This is a genomic window from Streptomyces sp. NPDC059169, assembly GCF_042755225.1.
Taxonomy (GTDB): Bacteria; Actinomycetota; Actinomycetes; order Streptomycetales; family Streptomycetaceae; genus Streptomyces.
Genome location: NZ_JBHZCF010000014.1, coordinates 166,815 through 187,755, shown reverse-complemented (window position 1 = coordinate 187,755; position 20,941 = coordinate 166,815). Strand labels below are relative to the sequence as shown.

Annotated in this window: 12 protein-coding genes; 6 read left to right on the top strand and 6 right to left on the bottom strand. The window is 70.9% G+C overall.

Annotation, left to right across the window (positions count from 1 at the left end; genetic code table 11):
• Window positions 1-310: 310 nt before the first annotated feature.
• From ACFXOM_RS25110 to ACFXOM_RS25100, 3 genes are all read right to left on the bottom strand, one after another.
• Entirely contained in the window at window positions 311-1,789 is a 1,479-nt protein-coding gene (locus ACFXOM_RS25110) for an MFS transporter (protein WP_384937607.1), read from the bottom strand.
• 593 nt (window positions 1,790-2,382) lie between these two features.
• On the bottom strand, window positions 2,383-3,015 hold the full coding sequence (locus ACFXOM_RS25105) for a class I SAM-dependent methyltransferase (protein WP_384937609.1): 633 nt from the start codon (window positions 3,013-3,015) through the stop codon (window positions 2,383-2,385).
• Window positions 3,016-3,181: 166 nt separating this feature from the next.
• Window positions 3,182-4,345: a PP2C family protein-serine/threonine phosphatase gene (locus ACFXOM_RS25100; protein ID WP_384937612.1), complete on the bottom strand. Its 1,164-nt coding sequence runs from the start codon at window positions 4,343-4,345 to the stop codon at window positions 3,182-3,184.
• A gap of 774 nt (window positions 4,346-5,119) precedes the next feature.
• Between ACFXOM_RS25100 and ACFXOM_RS25095 the strand changes: the two genes are divergently transcribed.
• A complete protein-coding gene (locus tag ACFXOM_RS25095; protein WP_384937615.1) occupies window positions 5,120-5,914 on the top strand; it encodes an SAM-dependent methyltransferase in 795 nt (264 codons plus the stop codon).
• Between the two features lie 556 nt (window positions 5,915-6,470).
• Entirely contained in the window at window positions 6,471-6,902 is a 432-nt protein-coding gene (locus ACFXOM_RS25090; protein WP_384937618.1) for an ATP-binding protein, read from the top strand.
• A gap of 303 nt (window positions 6,903-7,205) precedes the next feature.
• Here the strand turns inward: ACFXOM_RS25090 and ACFXOM_RS25085 are convergent, their stop codons facing one another.
• Window positions 7,206-8,393 carry a sensor histidine kinase gene (locus tag ACFXOM_RS25085; RefSeq protein ID WP_384937621.1) on the bottom strand — a complete coding sequence of 396 codons (1,188 nt, stop codon included), beginning with the start codon at window positions 8,391-8,393 and terminating at the stop codon, window positions 7,206-7,208.
• A 109-nt stretch (window positions 8,394-8,502) separates the two neighbouring features.
• On the bottom strand, window positions 8,503-9,156 hold the full coding sequence (locus ACFXOM_RS25080; protein WP_384937624.1) for a response regulator: 654 nt from the start codon (window positions 9,154-9,156) through the stop codon (window positions 8,503-8,505).
• A gap of 788 nt (window positions 9,157-9,944) precedes the next feature.
• Between ACFXOM_RS25080 and ACFXOM_RS25075 the strand changes: the two genes are divergently transcribed.
• The 4 genes from ACFXOM_RS25075 (at window position 9,945) to ACFXOM_RS25060 (ending at window position 17,856) form a co-directional block, all read left to right on the top strand.
• On the top strand, window positions 9,945-12,734 hold the full coding sequence (locus ACFXOM_RS25075) for a LuxR C-terminal-related transcriptional regulator (RefSeq protein WP_384944614.1): 2,790 nt from the start codon (window positions 9,945-9,947) through the stop codon (window positions 12,732-12,734).
• Between the two features lie 472 nt (window positions 12,735-13,206).
• A complete protein-coding gene (locus ACFXOM_RS25070) occupies window positions 13,207-15,000 on the top strand; it encodes a S8 family serine peptidase (RefSeq protein WP_384937629.1) in 1,794 nt (597 codons plus the stop codon).
• Between the two features lie 278 nt (window positions 15,001-15,278).
• Window positions 15,279-17,093 (top strand): alkyl/aryl-sulfatase, encoded by a 1,815-nt coding sequence (locus ACFXOM_RS25065; protein WP_385039349.1) that lies wholly within the window; start codon window positions 15,279-15,281, stop codon window positions 17,091-17,093.
• 22 nt (window positions 17,094-17,115) lie between these two features.
• The gene (locus ACFXOM_RS25060; RefSeq protein ID WP_384937634.1) at window positions 17,116-17,856 is read left to right on the top strand and encodes a YoaK family protein; all 741 of its coding nucleotides are present in this window, start codon (window positions 17,116-17,118) and stop codon (window positions 17,854-17,856) included.
• 39 nt (window positions 17,857-17,895) lie between these two features.
• Here the strand turns inward: ACFXOM_RS25060 and ACFXOM_RS25055 are convergent, their stop codons facing one another.
• Window positions 17,896-20,913, bottom strand: coding sequence for an alpha-mannosidase (locus ACFXOM_RS25055; protein ID WP_384937637.1), 3,018 nt, complete (start codon window positions 20,911-20,913; stop codon window positions 17,896-17,898).
• Window positions 20,914-20,941 lie beyond the last annotated feature (28 nt).

The following is a 20,941-nucleotide window of genomic DNA, read 5'->3' as shown; positions in this document are numbered from 1 at the left end:
GCGGAGCTCGCCTACACGCAACTCACGAACCCAGCAGCGCGGGGGCACCCGCTGCTCACCCGGCATCGTGGGAACGGCGCCGACGCCGTCGGTCGGCGATGTCGTCCTACGCCTGGACGTGCGCCAACGACAAAGAGGACCGGGGAACGACTCGCCGATCGAGCGTTCAGCCTCGGGATGCGGGAAGCGGTGCGCCCGGAGCATCCGGGGCCAGTCCCCTGGAGGCGGATCGAACCACCGCTGCGCACCGGGTGACGCCCACGTCGCCGAACGGGCAGGCAATACGGCGGAGGGATCGCTCGACCGGAGGTCACTTCGGCGCGGCCCGTGGACGGACGACGACAGCGAGAAGGAACAGCGCCGTCGCGAGGACGAGCAGACCGAGCACCGTGAACGTCGCCCGGTAGCCCTCGTGCAGGGCCTGGACCTCGGGAGCGAGAGGGTCGGCCCCGGCGGTCCTGGAAGCGGCCAGACTGGTGAGCAGGGCGAGGCCGAAGACGCCACCGATCATTCTGGTGGTGGTCACCAGGCCACTGGCCGCGCCCCAGTCCTGATGTGGTACTCCCGCCGTGGCAGCCTGGGTGAGCTGCACGAACGCGATGCCGAGGCCGGCGCCGATCAGGACTGACGGTGCCATGGCCTCCTCGACGAAAGTTCCCTCCCCCGGCGCGCGTCCGAGCCACAGCAGCCCCGCCCCCAGTGCGGCCAGCCCCACTCCCAGGGTCGTACGCGAACCAGCTCGCCGCGCCAGCCGGGACGCCTGCGTACTGGCGAGGACCATCGCCACCGAGAGCGGGACCTGGCACAGAGCGGCGGTCCTGGGCCCGTCGCCGAGGATCTGCTGCTGGTACAGGGAGAGGAAGAAGAACATTCCCGTGACCACCGTTCCCAGGACCCCCATGCCGATGTTGGCGGGCCCCACGTCCCCCGTGGTGACCATGCGGAGTGGCAGCAGTGGACGGGCCCTGCGCTTCTCGGCGGCGGCGAGCGTCGTGAGCAGTACGACGCCTACGCCCAGGGGCACCAGCACGACGGGACGCGTCCAGCCCGAGCGCGCCGCCTCGGTCATCCCGTAGGACAGGGCGAGCAGCCCGACCAGCATCAAGGTGGCGGCCTTCAGGTCGCGACGGGACAGACTGCGGCAGTTCCCGGCGTCGGCCGGGACGACCAGCACACACACCAGGGCAAGCAGCAGGGCGAGGAACGCCGTCGCGTAGAAGATGCCCCGCCAGCCCATGGCTTCGGTGAGCAGCCCGCCCAGCAGCACTCCCGCCCCGCCGCCGAGCGCGGCTCCCGCTCCGAGGGCTCCTAGAGCCTTGTTCCGGCGAGGGCCGGGGGCCAGGGTCAAGAGGAGACAGAGCACCGCGGGCTCCACCAGGGCGACCCCGACTCCCTGCAGCACCCGTGCCGTGATCAGCGTTGCGGCACCACCGGCCAGGCCGGCCAGGGCGGACGCGCCGCCGAGCACGGCCAGCCCGATCAGGAGGAGCCTGCGCCGACCGGTGATGTCCATGGCTGCTCCGGCCGGTAGGAGCAGGGCGGCGACGGCCAGCACATACACGGTGACGATCCAGGACAGGTCCACGGGCGACAGGTGCATGGCCTCGCCAATGGCCGGGAGAACGATGTTGATGTTCGATGCGCTGAACATCACCAGGAACTGCGCGGCGACCAGAACCACCAGGGGCGCCCGCAACGATGTCGGCCCCGAGGGCAGCGCCTGGCCCCGGCGGGCCCGAAATGCGCGTGGGGCCGTGAGCGCCGAGAACGCGCGGATGGGCTGATGCATCTGGTTTCTCCTCGGATCGCCGGAGACGGCGGGCGGGGTCCTGCGTCCTGTGCCATCGGCGGGGGCTGCCGGCCGGCCGGCGCCTCCTCACCGTCGGCACACCGCAGGGACGGGCCTACGGGCCCACCGAGCGGTCGCACGGTGTGTCGAGGGTGCCGGCCTTCAGGGCGTTGCCGACGGGATGTCGAAGACCGCCGATACCGACCCGGTCGGTGGCGATGCCGCACCCGTCGCGTTCACTCGGGACGTCCCGGAGACCTGCGACCAGGACGGGAGCGGCGGCAAGGTGCGAGGGGCAAGAGCCGCCTGCACGGGTGGGGAGCATCGACCGTGTCTTTCGTGACGCCTGGGCGACGTGCCGGAACCGGGCTGCGGTCCCTGCCCTGCCCCGGGCTTTCGGATGGGTGCCCCTCCAGGCTCCCGCTTCCTTCCCGCCCCTCATATCGTCGATCGGCTCCCTCGCCGGTGGAACCGGCCTTCCCCCAACCGACGGACACCGTTCTGGTCGATCGAGGGTCCACCCCACCCAGGCCCGGGACGACGGTCGGTGATCAGCCACCGTTCGCCCAAGCCACGTCATGGCAGTCTGCGGGTCATTGCAGTCTGCGGGCCAGGAGATATCCACGCTCCGTGTCTGCTTCGCCCGGATACGGGCCTCGCGTCAGTGTTGCCTCCACCGTGAATCCGGCGGAAGCAAGGCCCTCGGCCACCTCTTCGGGGCACAGGGCGAAGAAGTCCAGCGCAACCGGACGGTCGAACCAGGAACTCCGGTGCCGAACCTCCTGGCCCGCGTGGAACGCGGCAAGGACGAGGCCTCCCGGCCGCAGCACCCGGGCGAACTCCGCATAGGCCAGCGGTCGCTCCTCGATCTGGAGATGGATCAGCGAGTAGAACGCCACCACACCGGCCAGCTCGGCGTCACCCAACGGAAGGTCCAGCATCGATCCGACCCGCACGTCCAGGCCGGGCCTCCGCGCCCGAGCGGCTTCGACCATGCCCGGTGACACGTCCAGCCCCAGAACCGGCACCCCGAGATCGGCCAGGAAACACGCCACTTGGGCAGGCCCACACCCCACGTCGGCCACGGGTCCGTCCTCCGGAACCTGCTCGGCAAAGGCCGCGAGCATCGCACGGTCCAACGGCTTGGAGGCCAGATCCGCCGTGAAACCCTGCGCATAGACGTCCGCGACCGCGTCATAGGAGTCCCGGATGGAGGTGATGTCCATCCGCCCAGTATGCGAGACGGTCACCAACCCGCTTCTCGGGGTCACCCGTCGTTCGGGAGGTGCTGACCCGCAGCTCGGCGTGGGGTGACGGGGGTTCAGGTTCGCTCGCGCGGCCATCGCCCCGTCGACGTCGCACTTCTCCGTCCCGACGGAAGGACGCCCTCGATCACGTTCCGTCGGACGGGGGGCGGCGCGGCTGCCCCGGGGAACCGGGCTGACGTGTCCTGGGCATCGACGGGCGGCTGAGCGCGAGCAGTGCCATGTCGTCGGTCGTCGCGCCGCCCGTGTACCGCCGCACGTCGGCGACGATCGCGTCCAGCAGTTCGTCCGGTCCGGGAAAGATCCGGCCGGCCAGCCGTTCGCTCGGATCGTAGAACGCGCCGTGCGCGTCCCGCACTTCGGACAGTCCGTCGGTGTAGAGGAGCAGCGTGGCACCGGGCCCGTACGGGACCTCGTAGGGTCGGCCGCCCTCCTGGTCCATGTCGCCCATGCCGAGCGGTAGCGCGTGATCGGGCGGTTCCAGCACCTGCAGCGCGCCGTCCGCGTGCAGCAGCAGCGGAGAGGGGTGCCCGCGGGCGACGATGCGGACCGTCCCGCTCCCGCGCGGGATCTCCGCGAGCACGGCGGTGGTGAAGTCCTCGAGCACGTCGGACCCGGGATGCCGGGTACCGTCCCGTGCCAGCGCACGTTCCAGCCGTCTGGCGACCCGCTCCAGAGTGGGCTCCTGCTCGGCGGCCTCCCGGAACGCCCCGAGCAACACGGCCGCGGTCTCGACCGCGCCCAGCCCCTTGCCCCGCACGTCCCCGACGACCAGCCGTACCCCGTACGGCGTCTCCTGCACCGCGTAGAGGTCACCTCCGATGAACGCGTCGCGCTGCGCCGCCTCGTACCGGACGGCGATCTGCAGCCCGTCGATGTACTCGTCCGGCGTGGGCAGCACGGCCCGTTGCGCGGCCTCCGCGATGACGCGCGCGGAGGCAAGTCGCTCTCCGCTGCGCCGTATGACCCGGTTGATGAGGAGGGCCAGCACGGAGACGGTCACCACCGTCACCAGCTCCGTGAGGGCCGGGATCTCACCGGTCCGTGCGTTGTACGCGTGCAGCGCGGCCAAGGCCCCGACCGCGGCGGCACCCGTCATCAGCGTGCTGCGAGCGGAGAAGAAGGGCGCGGCGACCAGCGGTGCCGCCGCGAAGAGGGGGGAGGCGGTGAACGTCTCCGGGGTTCCCAGGTCGAAGAAGACCCCAACGGCGATCAGCAGCGCGGGCAGCACCACGACGACCCGGCGGCCGCCATGGGGTCGCTGTCCGCAATCACGTTCTCGTTGCCACACCAGTGATCTCCTGTACAGTCCACGCACGGCTGCGGAGGAAACCCCGCCCTGCTCCGGGCCGACCGCAGGAACATCGGTCGGCGAACGGCCATCGGCCGACCCGCCCATTGACTCACGCGCCCGTCGCCCGGCACATCCCCCGACCGGCCGACCCACTGGGGGACTGCGCGTCCGCCCGACTCCCGCACCCGGCAACCGCCAACGGTCGCCGTACCGTCGGGCGTCGAGGGGGCGGCTCCGTCCCACTCCCCGCGGGGAGTGGCCGACGTCACGTGGTCGGCAACGGCTGCCGCACAGCTCGGCCGCACGGGTGGTGGCGGCCCTCAACGGCCGCGGGACGGGGAACGGCCCCGCTCTCGCGTGCCCGGGTCCTTCGGCCGGGGGAAGGCCGTTTCCACCGGTGAGGGAGCCGATCGACGGTACGGGGAACGGGCAGGAAGCACGAGCCTGGAGTGCACCCATCCCATAGCCCTGGGCAAGAAGGGAACGGCAGTCCCCTTCCGGTACCTCGCCCAAACCTCACGAAGGGACAGGCCGATGCTGCGAACCCGCACCGGCGACTCTCACTCCTCGCACCTGGCCACGGCCTCTTCCGCGACCACCGATCCGCCCGGCACCCACGGTGAACCCGACGTGTTCGACCAACCCGGAAGCCAGGGCCCGTCCGCGGCAGGGGATCAGGGTGCGCGGCTGACGAACGGCTCGGCGTCCGCGCCGGATGCGGCAGGGAGGGAAGCGAACACGGCAGGAACATCCCATCCGGACGCTTGCGCCATGAGTGACGCAGACCTGGATGCGGCGTTTGATTCCGACTACGAGCACTTCATGCGCGTGGCTCACGACGACGAATTCAACCGTAGGGAAGCGCAACTCATCGCGGAAGTCGCCGAGCTCACCCCCGGGATGAGCGTCCTTGACGCGCCCTGCGGGTACGGACGCATCTCCCTCGAGCTCGCCCGGCGCGGTCTGCGGGTCCACGGAGTCGACCGCAGGTCGCCGCTGGTGGAATCCGCTCTCGCCGACGCCGATCGGGCCGGGCTCGGCATCACTGCCGAGGTGGCGGATCTGAGCTCGTTCCACAGCACCGAGCGCTTCGATGCCGCTGTCATGTGGTTCACGTCGTTCGGATACGGAAGCGACGAGGCCAGCCGCGCGATGCTCCGCAACCTGCGCGGCGCGCTCCGGCCAGGCGGCAGGCTCCTCATAGACACCTTCAACCCCCTGTACCAGTACGCTCGCGCCCACTCCCAGAGCCCACAGTTCATCCTCTGGCCGCGTGTCGGCAGCGATCTGATGTTGGACCGGTTCACCATCGAGCACGACGCCCAGCGGGTCCTCGCGCAACGCACCGTCGTCCGGGACGGTGAAGTCCGCGACTTCAGCTGGTCGCTGCGCTTGCTGGTGCCGGGCGAGTACCGGCAGTGGCTGGCCGACGCGGGATTCGTCAGCGTGGGCTTCCACGACGAGCAGGGAGGGCCGTTCGACTGGACGAAGCGTCGCATGGTCGTCGTTGCGCGAGCCCCCGAGTCCGACGGGCGGGCCACCCCGGCCTCGTGCGGCCTCAGATGAGGCGGGAGCAGGAACCACCGGCAAGCCTTCCCGGCGGGTCAGGTGGCCTGCGGAATGAGCAGGGAGACGCAAGGGCCGGTACGGAACCGGAGCGGTCCGGCGCCGATGCGGCAGCGCAAGCCTCGTCGCGGGCTTCCGTCGAGGCCCTTGGGCGCCGGTCGCGAGCGGGACCGGAGCCCGACGTGCCCGGGGCCGCGAAGAAGGTGACGGGGGACCTCCGTACGTCCATGGGTGGACACCGTCCATCAGCCGCCGAGGGGGCCGATAGGTCGACAGGTGCAGCGCACGGCAGTCGATAACGTCATGAGTGCGGAAGCGATACCACCGCCCGTGAACGCGGCCAGCAGCCGCACTTCGACGGCGGTTCGCACAAACCAGTCGGCCACCAGGGCACGACCCGCGCCGCCCGCGGAGCGACGTCGGACCCGGCCGGGGTTCCCCCCACACACGCCCCTACCGGGCGTCCACCCGCGAACGCGGCACCCGTCACCGGACACCAGCCGAGACGGCCACCGCATTCAGCAGCGGACGCCCGGTCCCATCCGAAGGCCACACCATGACCTCCACCACAGCCTCCTGCCCGCCGCATGAGTTCGACGTCCGACCCGCCATGGAAGCGGTCCCGGCAGCCCGCCGCCGGGTCCGTGCCCTCGCCCACGAGCTCTGCCTGTCACTGGGCGACAGCTCGCTGTCCACGATCGAGCTGCTGACCGGTGAGCTCGTCGCGAACGCCGTCGAGCACACGCACGAGCCATGCGGGGTCTGCGTGCGTCGAACCTGCGGAGGTCTGCGCGTGGAAATCACGGACACCGCGGACTCGAAGATCCGCGTACAGCCGCGGACACCTCCCCTCGACGCGGAGAGCGGCCGTGGTCTGTTCCTCGTCGCTGCGCTGGCCTCCGCTTGGGGAACGGACCCGCAGGAGCCCGGCAAGAAGATCTGGTTCGAAATCCGGGCCACCCCGTCACGGGGGTGCTGCCGCCGCTAGACGCACGATCTGGTTCCGCCACACAGCGCGGGCCTGTGCGAGAGGACCCCTCGCACGTCCCCTCCACGACCAGGCCCGCCGAGGAACCCGAGGACCGTCGTCAGCAGTGGGCGCGACGCCGTGGCCCACGTGGCGGTCGGCCACGCACGGGTCCGCGCGGGGACGTCTCCCCCGGTCCCGGCAGCCTGCAGTGCCGTCCGTCCAGGCGGGAAGCCACCCGGGCCGCCCCGACGTACCGGTCGGGTCGGCACCGTACGGCACGCACCCGCCCCGGCAGGCGGGAACGGCTGGGAAGCCTGGCCATCAGCCGCTCCCGGCAGGAGCGGACGACTCGAGCGGAAGCTCCACGGTCGCCGTGGTCCCGGTGGGGTCGCGCGGTTCCAGCAGGAAGCGTCCCCCCGCCGTCTCGACCCTGACACGCAACGAGGCGAGGCCGATGTGGCCGCTGCGCACTCTCTCGTCCAGCGCCCCCGGCGGCAGCCCCCTCCCGTCGTCCGCCACCAGGAGGCGCAAGAGTCCTCCCCGCGCCTCCAGACGGACCTCCACGTGCGTTGCCTCCGCGTGCTTCACGATGTTGCGAAGGAGTTCCCGCGCCGCGGCGAAGGCGATGGGCTCGAAGGGGGAAGGCGGTACGGGGGCGCAGTGGACCTGGACGTCGAACGCGCCTCGCTGCGCTGAGCTGTCGGCAAGGCTCTGCACCGCTTCTGCCAGGCCCAACTGTTCGAGGACCGCCGGGTGCAGCTCCCCGACGATCGAGCGCATCCTGTGCGCGGCTTCCTTGAGGGCCCGGTCAGCGCGGTCCAGCGCTGCCGTGCCTTCGGGCTCACGAGCCTCGTCCAGGTCCTGACGTGCGGCGAGCACGTCCTGCAGGGCATCGTCGTGCAGCGCCTCCGCAAGATCGCGGCGCTCGCGCTCCTCGGCGTTCATGGCCTGCCCGAGCAGATCGCGACTCCGCTCCAGGAGCGCCCCCACGCTTCTCACCCGGTCCCGCTCGATCCGGGTGAGTACGGTGCAGACAGCGCCGAGCAGGAGCAGGCTGAGGACGATCAGGGCGGTGCGACCCCATCCGCCACCCGCCCCGGCTCCCTGTGCGGCGAGCACGTACGCGAGACCGGAGGCGCCGGTCATCGCGGCCGTCACCCTCGGCGAAGCCTGGAAGGCGGCGAGTACGGGGATGAGGAAGAAGGCGTCGTCGACCAGGGGCCGGATGGGGGGCGGGGTAGCGAACCCGCCCGCCATCGCCAGCAACGCACCAAGGACGACGAGGTCGATCGGCAACAGCTGCCAGGACCGCGGCAGCACACGGCTGCCACGCCATGCCTTCCACGTCAGGAACACCGCCCACAGTGCGTAGCCGATGACCAGCGCTCTGCATGCAGCCTCGTTCTCGAGCGGAGGGAACAGCACGAGCTGCACCACCAGCAAGGCGACGATCAGAAGACGCACGAAGGTCTGGGACCGTGCCGCGCTCAGATCCTGCGCGTCCGCCACAGAACGGGCCGTGGGGGCCACGCGCTCGGGGGCCGCACCCTCGTGGAGCCGACGTGATCGCGCACCTGCCGCAAGAAACCGTCTTCCGGGACGCGCCGGCGAGCCACGGTCACTCCAGAAGGCCACGGCGCATCGCCTCCGCCACCGCGGCGGCCCTGTCACCGACACCGAGCTTCTCGTAGAGCCGTTGGGTATGGGTCTTCACCGTGCTGGGGGCCAGGAACAACTCCTCGGCGATCTGAGGGATGCTCTTGCCCTGGGCGAAGGCCTGCAGCACCTGCCGCTCACGCTCACTGAGCAGCACCCGGTCCTCCCCGGCAGCGGCCCGGAGTCGTACCTGTTCCATCAGGCCACTGGTGAGATCGGGGGGAAGCGCCGTCCCACCCCCGGAGACCTTCAGCACGGCATCGACGATCTCGCGCCGCGTGGCGTCCTTGGCGAGGTAGCCGGCGGCCCCCTCCTCGACGGCACGGAACACCACGGAATCGTCCGTGTGGGCGGAGAGGATGATCACACGCACCGGCAGACCGTCCCGTGCAACGGCATGGACCACGGCAAGTCCGTCCAGCTTCGGCAACTGGAAGTCCACGAGTGCGACATCGGGCTTGTGCGCACGGATGTGCTCCAGAGCCTGTGCCCCGTCCCCCGCTTCCGCCACAACCTCGACGAGTCCGCTCTGTCCCAGCGCACGGATGACGCCCTCGCGGAATATCGGGTGGTCGTCGGCGACGACGACGCGCACGCGGGTCTCGTGTGTACGCATACGGCACACCGTCCTGTCAGCACTCGGCTCACACGGAAACACGGAACCTGAACCCATTGTCAACGCCCGGCATGCCCCGGTCCACACAAGCCGGCGGACGAGCCGTGGTCGTGGCGGTCGACCGGCCCGCCCCGATCGGCGTCCTACCGCCGGCGATCGCCCCGGACGCGGGGTGCCGGTCGCCCCCCCCGGCCCGGTGACGCGGGCGGGACGGACGTCGTCGGGCACCCGGTCCTCTCCGCCGGCCGGGCGAGTGGTCCGGTCCGTCGCCCGTCGCCCGTCGCCCGTCGGCCGGATCTCGCCGGCCGCCAGCGGCGCGCCCCGGACCTTCCCGCTTCCGGAACGGAGCGCTGGCGGTGACACCGGTGGCCGGACGGTACTTCGTCTTCCTGCCGAACACCTCCCCCATCGATCGCGTGGAGTAACAGTGCGACTGCTGGTGGTGATTCTTGCCTGCGGAGACGCCGTCGGAAACACCACGGCACGGGGGACCCATCATGCCGGGCGATGGGTGCCGCGGGAATCGTCCGCCACCGGTGGTTCGGTCTCGACGCGCGTCAGGACGAGCAAAGCGCGCGGGGACGAACGTTCCAACGGCAGCCGGGAAAAGCCCGGTTGCACCAGCGTCACAGCATCGCGGAAGGTGGCGGAGCAGGTCACGGGTTGACGGTGCACCGACCGTCGGGGCGGCATCTGCCCGTACGGCCCGCCGCACGGACGATGCGGCACACTTGGGCACCACCGGACCCCAGAGGCGCGGGGATCCCCGGAGCGAGGGAGCAGGCAGCGTGAACACACCGGTCTGGGAACGCCACCTGCGGCGTGCCCTCACCTCGGGGACCACCGGGCCGTTGCTCCTCCTGGTGGCGGGAGCGGCCGGCACCGGCAAGAGCCACCTCGTGCGCCGGCTCGCCGCCCTCCCCGAGGCGGCCGGCGCCGAGTTGCTGACGTGGACGTGCGGCGAGGACGCCGCCCCGCCCGACCTGGCCGGAGACGGGCCCGTCCTGCTCCTGGTGGACGATCTGCACCGGGCGGACGCGGCCGAGCGCAATGCCTTGCGCCGTGTGCTGGAGCGGCGCCGACCGCCCCTCGCGACCGTGCTGCTGTACCGGCCCGAGGAACTGCCCGAGCCCGGTCTTCCCCTGGGTGCGCCACCCGTGCGCTACCCGCGGGAGCTGGTCGTCCTCGAGCACCAGATCACACCGTGGACAACCGATCAGGTACGGCAGGCCGCCACGACCGCCCTCGGTGACCGCTGTACGCCCGAGGCCGTCGTCCGGCTGCACACGCGGTCCGGCGGCGTGGCGCAGGTGGTGGTCGACCTGCTGGCGGTGTTGCAAGAGCACGACGCACAGCGGTGCGCGGCAGCTGACGTGGACGCAGCGGGCGTGCCCGTACGCCTCACCGAACTGGCCCTGAGCCGCACGGCCTCACTACCCGCTCCGCAGCGGGCCGTGGCGTGGGCGGCTGCCGTGCTGGACGAGCCGGTGACCAGAGAGGAACTGCTGACGGTGGCCGCCGCGTCGGCACCTCCTGGCGACGGCCCCGCACAGAAGCCCTCACCGGTGGGCAAAGGGGAGCGGAACCCGGCGCTCAACGCCGCGTTGGTCGCGGCGCTCGACGCGGCCGTTCTCACCGAGTACCCCGACCGCCGGTACGGACTGTTCGTCCCGCTCGCCGCCCGGACCATACGGCGGGTACTGCCCGGCCCCGTTCGCCAGGAACTGCACGCGAGAGCCGCCGACGTGCTCGTGCGGAGGCAGCCCGTGCCGTGGGCGGCGCTCGCGCGGCACCACCGTGAAGCCGGCCGGGTACGGGCCTGGTTGCGGGCCGTGGAACAGGCCGCGGACCTGGCCACCAATGCCGGCGACCATCGGGCGGCGATCACGCTCCTGGAGCAGACCCTCGCTTCTCCCGACGTGCCCCGGGGAACGCGGGAGCGGCTGGCGCCGCTGCTGGCCGGCATCGCCGTCGACGGACTGCGCTCGGACCAGACCGTCGACGTGCTGTCGCAGATCGTGGAGGACGAGAGCCTCCCCGCGGCGTTGCGCGGCGAGATCCGGCTCGACCTCGGACTGCTGTTGTGCAACCAGGTCGGCATGGGAGGCACCGGCTGGACGGAGCTGGAGCGCGCCGCTGCCGAACTGCGCAGTGAGCGACCGGCGTTGGCCGCCCGGGCCATGTCAGCCCTGGCGATGCCGTACTGGCCCGGCTCGTCCATCGACGTCCACTGCACCTGGCTGGAGGACGCGGAGGTGGCCGCCGACGACAGCGGGGACGAGATCGTGCGCTCGGCAGTCCAGGCCAACCGCGCCGGATTGGCCATGAGTTGCGGCGATCCTGTGGCGTGGGACCTGCTGAAGTCCCTACCCACCGACCACCCCGACCCCAGCATCCGCCGGCACGCCGCCCGCGGGCTGTGCAACGCGGCCGACTCGGCGATATGGCTCGGGCACCTCGGGCGGGCGGAGGAGCTGCTGCACGAGGGCCGGGAGCTGTCCGCACGAAGCGGTGCCCCGTACACCGAGCACACCGCACTCGGGGCGACCCTCCTACTGGAGTGGTTTTCCGGGCGGTGGACAGGGCTCATCGAACGCTGCGAGGAATTCGTCGCCTCCACCGCGGACATGCCGGTCATCAGCGCCGACGCGCGCATGGTTCGGGGTCTGCTCGCCCTCGCCCAGGGCGATTGGAGTACCGCGCTGTCGTGGCTGTCCGGCCCGGACGCTTCGTCGGCCGAACACGCCGCCGCGCCGCACGCCGCCGCCACGTCCGGGGCTCTCATCCGGCTGGCGTTGGCACGCCAGGACGTGCCCGCTGCGGCGGAGGAGGCCAGGAGTTCCTGGGCGAAGGCGGCGGCGAAAGGCGTGTGGCCGTGGGCGGCCGAGTTGGCACCCTGGGCCGTTGAGGCGATGGCGCGCGTCGGCGAGCGGGCGGCGGCCCGGTCCATGGTCGAGGACCTCGCGACCGGTCTCACCGGGGTGGACGCGCCTTCCGCGACGGCCGCGTTGAGCTGGAGCCGGGCGGTACTGGCCGAGGTGGAGGGCCGTCCGCTGGACGCCATCCCGCACTACCGCGAGGCTGCCGTGGTGTTCGAGCAGGTGCCGCGTCCGTACGCCCGATCGCTGGCCGCCGAGGGCGCGGCACGCTGCACCCTCGAAGTCCTCGGGGTGCAAGCCCCGGGGACCACGGAGCAGGGGGGCGACGCCGACCCGGCCACCGCCCCCGCCGTCCATGAATTGGCCTCTTGTGTCGCCCGGTTCACCGAACTCGGAGCGGTGTGGGACGCCGCTCGGGCCCGCGCCGAGCTCCGCCGGCACCAGCCGGCCAAGGAGGGCCGGCCGCCGGGCCGCCCCTCCTACGGCGGCCACCTCTCCCCACGCGAGCGCGAGGTCGCCGAACTCGCGGCGACGGGGCTCACCAATCGGGAGATCGCGACAACGTTGCACCTGTCGCCGCGGACGGTCGAGCAGCACGTGGCCCGGGCCATGCGGAAACTGGGCACGCCCTCCCGCCAGGACCTCGCCGAGCGGTGGGAAGTCGCCGAGCGGCGCGAGTCGGTCGCGCCGGACGCATAGCACGCCGTTCCGGCCCGCACGCCCGACATCGCCAGCCCACCCGCCTGCACCTATACACATATGCGCATCCGTATAGGCATGCACCACGTGTGCGTAGATCAACCGTCCACGAACCCCACATCCGGTGATCAATCGGACCGACAAGCCCTGGTCAGGGATTAATCACGTATCCGTAGTGACCACGACCCGGATATTCCGCATGCGGGATTCGACCGTAGGTTCCTTCCACGTGCCGGTCGACCGCGCATCCGCCGCCAAGGGGAGCGATTGAGACAGCGGTCGACCGGCTGAAGCCGCGCGCACGGGCATCGTCACACGATGCCCTGCCCGGTCCGGCCGCCCCCAACCCCCCACCCTGATGCGGCCGCAGGGCCCGACTTGTCATGTACCGAACCTACCCACTTCGGTCGACCCGTCGGGAACAAACTGGAAAGGCAGCACCTTGAACGGTTCCAGACCCTTTCGCATATCCGTGCTGGCTGTGACCGCCACCGCACTGCTCACCGCAGGAGCCGCAACCTCCACCGCCGCCCCGGCGCCCCCGGCGCCCTCCAATGCCGCCCCCGCGGCAGCCGCCCCCTTGGCCAACGCCGACGCACCCGTCGAACGGCTGATCGTCGGCTACAAGACCCGCGCCGCAGAAGCCGCGTCGGACTCCGAGGCGGCCAAGGACGCCAGGTCCAAGGGCAAGAAGGCCGGTGAGTCCCTGGACTTCGACCGCCGTCTCGGCACCGGAGCCGCCCTCATCGACCTCGGCGGCAAGCAGGGCAAGGCCGATACCGCCGACATCATGGACGCCTTCCGGGCCGACCCCGACGTCGCCTACGTCGTCCCCGACACCCGCGTGTACGCCACGTCCGTCACACCGAACGACACCCAGTACAGCAAGCAGTGGGACCTCTTCGAGAGCACAGCCGGTATGAACGTGCCCGGCGCCTGGGACAAGGCCACCGGGCAGGGCGTCAAGGTCGCCGTGATCGACACCGGATACGTGGCCCACTCCGACCTCGCGGCCAACATCATCAGCGGCTACGACTTCATCTCCGACCCGTCCATGGCCAATGACGGCGGCGGTCGGGACAGCAACCCGGCCGACCCGGGCGACTGGATGGACCGCGGCGAGTGCGGAACCGACAGCAGCGGCCTGCCCGTGCCGCGGCAGGACACCAACAACTCCTGGCACGGTACGCACGTCGCCGGCACGATCGCCGCGGACGCGAACAACGGTAAGGGCGTGGCGGGCATCGCGTACGACGCGACGATCCAGCCGGTCCGCGTGCTCGGCAAGTGCGGCGGGACGACCGCCGACATCATCGACGCGATCACCTGGGCGTCCGGCGGCTCCGTGCAGGGCGTGCCGAACAACCCGAACCCAGCAGACGTCATCAACATGAGCTTCGGCGGGGAGGGCGGCTGCGACTCGGGCACCCAGAGCGCGATCAACGCAGCCGTGGGCCGCGGCACGACACTCGTCGTCGCGGCGGGCAACGACGACGAAGACGCCGCCTACTACAACCCGGCCAGCTGCAGCAACGTCATCACCGTCGCCGCAAGCGACCGCCAGGGCAACCGGGCCTCGTACTCCAACTACGGAAACGTCGTCGACATCACGGCGCCCGGTGGCGAGACCGCGGTGAGCAGCTCCAACGGCATCCTGTCCACGCTCAACACCGGTACCCGCAGCGTCGGCAGCGAGACCTACGCCGCCTACCAGGGCACCAGCATGGCGGCCCCGCACATCGCCGGCCTCGCCGCACTGTTGGTCGACGCCAACCCGTCGCTGACCCCGGCGCAGATCGAGTCCACCATCAAGAGCAAGGCCCGCACGCTGCCCGGCTCCTGCTCCGGCGGCTGCGGTGCCGGCCTCGCAGACGCGGCGGCCGCGCTCGGCGCCAGCAGCACGACCGAGCCGCCCAGCGACTCGAACGTCTTCCGCAGCACCACCGACGTCAGCATCCCCGACAACGGTGGCTGGGTCACCTCACCGATCTCGGTGAGCGGCATCAGTGGCAACGCCCCGGCGGACCTGAAGATCGACGTCGACATCAAGCACTCCTACCGGGGTGACCTGGTCATCGAGATCGTCGCCCCGAGCGGCGCCTCCGCGCGCCTGAAGGACGCCTCCGACGACAGCACCGCGAACCTCGTCACCACGTACACCGTCGACGCCTCCGGGGTAGCCGCCAACGGCACCTGGAAGCTGCGGGTGTCCGATGCCTACGCCGAGGACACCGGGTACATCGACTCCTGGAGCCTGACCTTCTGACGGTAGCGCCCCCTCGGTCTGCCGGTGCCCTCCTCGGGTACCGGCAGACCGTGCGTTTGCCCGCGACGCCGTACGTCACTCGCCGGTGCCGTTGGGGACGTCCGCGTCCGAGCACGGAAGCCGTGGTCCGGCGCAACAGGGGCCGAGCGTGCCGGAGTACCTGGACGCCCAACGCGCCCGGCGCCCTGCTCCGCTGACCGTGCGTAAGACGGGTGAACCAGTGACGACGCCCCCCGTGCTGGCGACCTGCGGAGGGGACGCGCTCCTACGATGCGCGTATGACGAAGCACCCCGGCCCCTCCGACGCCCGAGGACCGTCCGCCGCCGACCGTGGCTTCGTAGCCGCCCCGTCCTCCGCGCGGATCACCAGCGAGGACGGGCGCGTCATCTGGGACTCCGGAGCATACGACTTCCTCGAGAACCCCGACTGCCCGGACACCGTGCATCCCGGCCTGTGGCGGCAGAGCCGACTGTGCGCGAGGCAGGGGCTCTACGAAGTGACCGAGGGGGTCTACCAGGTCCGCAACCTCGATCTGTCCAACATGACCCTCATCGAGGGCACCGACGGTGTGATCGTCGTCGACCCGCTCATCTCCGCCGAAACCGCCGCGGCCGCTCTGTCCCTGTACCGCGTCCATCGAGGCGAGCGTCCCGTCACCGCCCTGATCTACACCCACAGCCACACGGACCACTTCGGCGGCGCCGGCGGCGTGCTGCCCGACGGGGCGGGGGACGTTCCGGTGTTCGCCCCCCAGGGATTCACCGAGCACTTGGTCAGCGAGAACGTCTACGCGGGCACCGCGATGGCCCGCCGTGCCGCCTACATGTACGGTGCCCTGCTCGACGAGTCCCCCACGGGGCAGGTCGGCTGCGGTCTGGGGATGGCCGTTTCCAACGGTACCGTCACCCTCATTCGGCCCACGCGTGACGTCACCCGGACCGGTCAGGAGGAGACCGTCGACGGCGTGAGGTTCGTGTTCCAGCTCACACCGGACACCGAGGCCCCGTCAGAGATGAACTTCCTGCTGCCGGACCGGCGCGCTCTGTGCATGGCCGAGAACGCCACCCACACCATGCACAACGTGCTCACCCTGCGCGGGGCCGAGGTCCGCGACAGTCGCCGATGGGCCCGCTACCTCGACGAGGCACTGAACCTGTTCGCCCCGGAAGCAGACGTCGCCTTCGCATCCCACCACTGGCCCACCTGGGGGACGGACGCCATCGCCGAGTTCCTCGGGGCCCAGCGCGACATGTACGCCTATCTGCACGACCAGACACTACGTCTGACCAACAAGGGCCTGACCGGTACCGAGATCGCCGAGCACGTACGGCTGCCGCCTTCGCTCGAAGCCAACTGGTCCCTGCGCGGCTACTACGGTTCGGTGAGCCACAACGTCAAAGCGATCTACCAGCGCTACATGGGCTGGTACGACGGGAACCCCGCACATCTGTGGGAACACCCACCCGTCGACCTGGCCCGCCGCTACGTCGCCGACTACGGCGGTCCCGCCGCGATGACCGCTCGTGCCCTCGAGTACGCAGCCCAAGGCGACCTGCGCTTCGCCGCCACCCTCCTGAACCACGCGGTCTTCGCCGAGCCGGACGCCGTCGAAGCGCGGGAAGCCCTGGCCGGCGTCTACGAACAGCTCGGCCACGGTGCGGAGAACGCCACCTGGCGCAACATCTACCTCACCGGTGCTCTGGAGCTGCGCGGTCATCCCGCCCCCCTGACCGTACGCTCCAGGATGGCCCTCACCCTGACCGTCGACCAGATCCTCGACGTCCTGGCCATCCGCATCGACGGCCCCCGCGCCTGGGACGAACACCTGGTACTCGACCTGCACGTGACGGACGAGCGGCAGACGTGGCGTCTGACGCTCTCCAACGGCGCCCTCACCCACCGCAGCGCACCGCCCGACCAGCCGCCACCCGGCGCGGCACACGCCATCCTCACCCTGACCAAGCCCCAACTACTCGCCCTCGCTGACGGCGCCCAGCAAGGCATCACCAGCCAGGGCGACCCCGGCGTGCTCCCGCGCCTGCTCGGGCTCCTCGACGCCCCGGACCACCACTTCGCCATCGTCACGCCCTGACCCGCGAGCCAACGCCCCCACCATGCTCAGCAAACGCCTTGACCGGGTGGGCCCGCCAGCGGGCCTCATGGTGCTGCTCACCGCCGTCGCGGGGTGGGTGGACGCAGCCGCCTACACGGGTCCCAGCCGGGTGTTCGTCGCGAACCAGACGGGCAACGCCGTGTTCCTCGTCACCCGCCTCACCGAGCGCGCCCTGCTGCACCCGGCCGGACGATCCGTGGAGGACGCGAGCGGACCGCTGGCTTCGATCTGTGGCTTCTGCGCCGGCGTTCTCCTGGCTGCCCTGCTCGTCCGCCGGAGCCTCCGGAAGATGGGAAGGGCCTGGACCGCGCTGGCCGCCGGACGCTGGTTCCTCCTCGTCGTGGAGGCGGCACTGCTCGTGGCCGCCGCAACCTCGGCCCCCGATCTCGATCAGGTGCCCGTGGTGCTGATCGCGGCGGCCATGGGGGTGCAGAGCCTGTACGCGGCGCGGGTCGCCCTGCAGGGAGTTCCCACGACGACCTTGACCAATACCTTGGTCACCGTGATCACCCGGGCGGTCCAGGACCGCGGACGCGCTGCCCGGCGCGGAGTACGGCTGCTCTTCCTGGTCTTCCTCGCCTACATGATCGGCGCGGCGGGAGGTGCCGCCGTCACGCTCGGTTGGTCGTACTCAGCCGCCCATGCAATCGCCGCCGTCCTGCTCGCCGCCTCGGCGGCCGCCATGATGCGCGGCGGCCTGCCGGGGACGGGGACGGGGACAGCCGACGACGGCTCCCGGTGAGGTGCATCGGGCTTCCGCCGTTCGAAACGGGCGCCCCGGTCAGACACGCCGCAGCCGGAGCGTCACCAGTTCGAAGGGGCGCAACCGGAGGCTGATGCGGTTGCCTTCCCGGCTCGGGGCCGCCCCACCGTGGAGCGGGCGCTCCAGCAGGTCGACGACCGCAACGGACGCCACGTCGAAGCCGGCCGTCAGGGTGGCCCGGGTACGACCGCCGTGCGCCTCGTGGCACCGGACGATCACGTCTCCCGTGCCGTCGTCGGCGAGTTTGACGGCGGTCACGACCACCGCATCCTCATCGACGCCGATCAGCGGCGCGACCTCACGGGCGCCGGTGAGCCGGCGCTGCGGAAGGTTGATGCGCCAGCCCTCGCGCACCGCGTCTCCGATCCCCCCACCGGGGACCATCGCATGCCGGAACCGGTGAACGCCCTGGTCGGTCTCGGGGTCCGGGAAGCGCGGAGCACGCAGCAGTGAGACGCGCACGATGGTGGTCGTCCCGCCGTCCTCGTCGCGTACGGTCCGGGTCACGTCGTGACCGTAGGTCGCGTCGTTCACCAGGGCGACCCCCCAGCCGGGCTCCTCGATGTGCACGAAACGGTGGTTGCACGCCTCGAACTTGGCCGCGTCCCAGGACGTGTTGGTGTGGGTGGGGCGGTAGAAGTGCCCGAACTGGGTTTCGGAGGCATACCGTTCGGCGTGCACGTCGAGGGGGAAGGCGAGCTTCAGGAACTTCTCGGTCTCGTGCCAATCCACCTCCGTGTCGATGTCCAGGCGTGGCGCGTCAGGCGCGAGGGACAGCACCTGGACGACCTTCGACGCGCCGAAGGACCGGACGATCCGGACCGATACGCCGTCCTCCCCGGGTGCCACTTCGTCGACGTCGACCAGGTCCGTGACGGTGTTGCGGTAGAACTCGTCGACGTCCCAGGCGTCCCACATGTTCGGGAAGTCGGGGTGGATCTGGAGCAGGTTCGCGGCGTTTCCCGGCGCCACTGCCTCACGCTCGGCCGTGAGATCGTACGCGGAGACGACGAGCCCGCGACCGTCCACCTCGACGCGCAGCCGCCCGTTGTCCAGGACGTAGCCGCCCTGCGCCCGGGACGCGAGCGCGACCTCACCGCCGCTCCGGGGCGTGCCTGCTCCACCCGCCGGCACACCGTCCCGGGTGTGCGGCGTCGCATTGAACAGCAGCCTGGTCGTGCCCTCCCCGGCGAGCGCGCGCTGCGCGTTCCCGATGATCTCGCCGAGTTCCTCGGCCACACGGCGATAGGTGGCGCGTGCCTCCCGGTGCACCCAGGCGATCGACGATCCGGGCAGGATGTCGTGGAACTGGTGGAGCAGCACCGTCTTCCAGATGCGGTCCAGGTCCTCGTGCGGATAGGGCAGTCCGGTCCGCACGGCCGCGGTGGCAGCCCACAGTTCCGCCTCGCGCAAGAGGTGTTCGCTGCGTCGGTTCCCCTGTTTGGTACCGGCCTGGCTGGTGAGCGTCGCGCGGTGGAGTTCCAGGTACAGTTCGCCGACCCACACGGGGGCGTCGGGATATTCGGCGGCGGCCTTGGTGAAGAACTCCCGGGGTGTCTCCCACACCACGGTCGCGGAGCCCTCGATGTCCCGGAGCCTGGCGGCCTTGGCCACCATCTCACGGGTGGTGCCGCCGCCTCCGTCACCCCACCCGGTGGGTGCGAGGGAGTGGCGGGCGACGCCCTTGTCCTTGAAGTTGGCCGCCGCGTGGGCGATCTCGCTTCCCTTCATGGAGCAGTTGTAGGTGTCGACGGGCGGGAAGTGCGTGAAGATCCGTGTGCCGTCGATCCCCTCCCATTGGAAGGTGTGGTGCGGGAACTTGTTGATCTGCGACCAGGAGATCTTCTGGGTGAGCAGCCACTTGGAGCCCGCCGCCTTGATGATCTGCGGGAGACCTGCGGCGAAGCCGAAGGTGTCGGGCAGCCAGGCCTCGTCGTTCTCCATGCCGAATTCGTCGAGGAAGAAGCGTTTGCCGAAAACGAACTGGCGGGCCATCGCTTCCGAGCCGGGCATGTTGGTGTCCGCCTCGACCCACATGCCGCCGGCCGGCACGAAACGCCCGTCGGCCACGGCCTTCTTCACACGGGCCCACACCTCGGGCCGGTGTTCCTTCACCCAGGCCCACTGTTGTGCCTGGGACATGGCGAAGACGAAGTCCGGGTCGTCCTCCAGGAGTGCGGTCATGTTGGACGTGGTCCGGGCCACCTTGCGCACGGTCTCGCGCAGCGGCCACAGCCAGGCGGAGTCGATGTGCGCGTGGCCGACGGCACTGATGCGGTGCGCGGAAGCCGCGGCGGGCGCGGACAGGACCTCCGTGAGACGCTCCCTCGCCGCGTCGGCGGTACCGCCGATGTCTTGGAGGTCGAGCGCGTCAAGGGCGCGCTCCACCGCGCGCAGGACGTCGTAGCGCCTCGCGGACTCCACCGGGAGTTCGGCCATCAGCTCGCCGAGGACCTCCAAGTCCATGACGAGCTGCCACACGGTCTCGTCGAAGACGGCGAGGTCCATGCGTTCCAGCCGGTACTGCGGCTCGCTTCCGGCGGTCTCCTTGTCACCGAGCTGTGTGGGCAGGAACGGGTGGTAGTCGAGGATGACGGGGTTGGAGGCGGCCTCGATGTGCAGCCGGACCTCCTCACCGCCCTCTACGGGGGCACCGATGCGGACCCACTGGTTGCGCGGATTGAGCCCCTTCACCGGGGTGCCGTCGGGACGGTAGACCAGACCCTCGCACTGGAAACCCGGCATGTTCTCGTCGAAGCCGAGGTCGAGCAGCGCTTCGACGGTGCGACCGGCCCAGGCCAGGGGCACGGTGCCGGTGACGCGGAACCAACTGGTGCCCCACGGAGCGCCCCAGCGCGTTCCCGTCTCGATCGGTTCCACGTCGGCGGCGAGCCCCTCGGCCACCGCGACCGGCTCGCCGGGGGCGTGCCAGACGGCCACGTCGAGCGGCACGGACTCGGGGTACACGGCGGGACGAATGCGCTCCTCCAGGACGCGCTTGAGGCGGGCTTCGACCAGGATGCGGTCGTCATGCATGGGAGTGCTCCGTGGGGTGAGGTTCCGG

Bases quoted from the DNA above. Each gene is read 5' to 3' on its own strand.
- ACFXOM_RS25055 (WP_384937637.1), bottom strand. From the start codon at position 20,913: ATGCATGACGACCGCATCCTGGTCGAAGCCCGCCTCAAGCGCGTCCTG.
- ACFXOM_RS25095 (WP_384937615.1), top strand. From the start codon at position 5,120: ATGAGTGACGCAGACCTGGATGCGGCGTTTGATTCCGACTACGAGCAC.
- ACFXOM_RS25060 (WP_384937634.1), top strand. From the start codon at position 17,116: ATGCTCAGCAAACGCCTTGACCGGGTGGGCCCGCCAGCGGGCCTCATG.
- ACFXOM_RS25090 (WP_384937618.1), top strand. From the start codon at position 6,471: ATGACCTCCACCACAGCCTCCTGCCCGCCGCATGAGTTCGACGTCCGA.
- ACFXOM_RS25080 (WP_384937624.1), bottom strand. From the start codon at position 9,156: ATGCGTACACACGAGACCCGCGTGCGCGTCGTCGTCGCCGACGACCAC.
- ACFXOM_RS25105 (WP_384937609.1), bottom strand. From the start codon at position 3,015: ATGGACATCACCTCCATCCGGGACTCCTATGACGCGGTCGCGGACGTC.
- ACFXOM_RS25110 (WP_384937607.1), bottom strand. From the start codon at position 1,789: ATGCATCAGCCCATCCGCGCGTTCTCGGCGCTCACGGCCCCACGCGCA.
- ACFXOM_RS25065 (WP_385039349.1), top strand. From the start codon at position 15,279: ATGACGAAGCACCCCGGCCCCTCCGACGCCCGAGGACCGTCCGCCGCC.